Source organism: Achromobacter sp. 1011791174 (assembly GCF_059760925.1).
The window spans coordinates 1-1,327 of record NZ_JCBANH010000200.1 but is presented as its reverse complement, the minus strand read 5'-3'; the positions used below and the strand labels follow the sequence as shown (position 1 = coordinate 1,327).

The window sequence follows — 1,327 nt, the reverse complement described above, 5'->3', positions numbered from 1 at the left end:
CTAGCAGGCTGGTGAGAAACCCTTGAATCCTTCCGGATCATGTCCTTCCGATCATTTTTTCCGGCACCGGAAGTGCGCCGTGGCGTGTGATTCAGGGTTCTCTCACCCTCGCATTCCGCTGTTCGCCGGGCAGCGGACGCATCTGTCCCTTCTACGCGGCAGCCGCTCGCATCAGGCTCAGCATTCGGGTCAGGTTGTACGCCGCGAACGCGAACAGTGCCTGGCCCGAGAGCTTTTCCAGCCCCTTGTGCCGCGTCTTGCGCAAACCACCCACCGTCTTGATCCAGCCGAAGGCCTCTTCGATCATCTTTCGCCTGCGCAGACTCATCGCGTAGCCTTTGCCACGCGCCGTGCGTCCATCGACGGCGCTGCCGCTGACCTTGCGCGCCACGTGTGCCTTGATGCCGCGCCGTTCGAGTGCGGCAACGAACTCGGCCGTGTCATAGCCCTTGTCCGCACCCACCGTCGCGCCCGGCTTGCGCACGCTGCGATCAATCATCCGGATCGCCGCCTCCCACTCGGCGCGTCCCGTGGCTTGCGTGCTCTCGACATCGACGACGAGCCCGTTGCGGTTCTCGGAGAGCGCGTGCGCCATGTAGCGCAGCTTCGCTTCCGCGAACTCGCCCTTCTTGTAGAGCCGCGCCTGCGGGTCGGTTGTGCTCTGGTGTGTGGCGTTGCTGCGCGTCTTGCCCTTGAAGTCCGCCTCCGGGTTGCGCCCGGCAGGCTTGTCCGGGCCACTGCCGTCCTTGGGAACGAAGCTCTTGTGGCTGGCCCAGGCCTCGATCATCGTGCCATCGACGCTGAAGTGCTCGTCGGAGACGAAGCCCTGCCACTCGGCAAGATGCAGTACGCGACGGAAGAACTGGCGTGCGACGTCGGTGCCGAGCAGACGGTCGCGATTGATGCTGAAGACGGTGCGGTCCCACACCGCGTCATCCATGCCCAGGCCAACGAACCATCGGAACAGCAGGTTGTAGTCGAGCTGCTCGACGAGCTGGCGCTCGCTGCGGATCGTGAAGAGGATCTGCACGAGCAGCGCACGCAGCAGCTGCTCGGGCGGAATCGACGGGCGCCCGGTGTGCGAGTAACGCTCATCGAACAGCGCACTCATGTTGGCGAGAATGCCGTCGACCAGCGCACGCAGAGTGCGCAGCGGGTGGTCCTTCGGCACGCGTTGCTCCAGGCTCACGTAGCTGAACATCGACGCTTGGGGATTCTCTTGGCCGCGCATGGGAAATCGGGAAAAGCAGAAAGACGATTCGAGGCAGGAGTCTGCCTCAAAACCCGCGCCCGGAGCAGCGGTCGGGGTTTCTCACCAGCCTGCTAG

1 protein-coding gene is annotated in these 1,327 nt (G+C 64.2%); it reads right to left on the bottom strand.

Annotation, left to right across the window (positions count from 1 at the left end):
- Nucleotides 1-151 precede the first annotated feature (151 nt).
- Nucleotides 152-1,231, bottom strand: coding sequence for an IS5 family transposase (locus AC6LJ5_RS30295; protein WP_023101524.1), 1,080 nt, complete (start codon nucleotides 1,229-1,231; stop codon nucleotides 152-154).
- Between the last annotated feature and the right edge of the window lie 96 nt (nucleotides 1,232-1,327).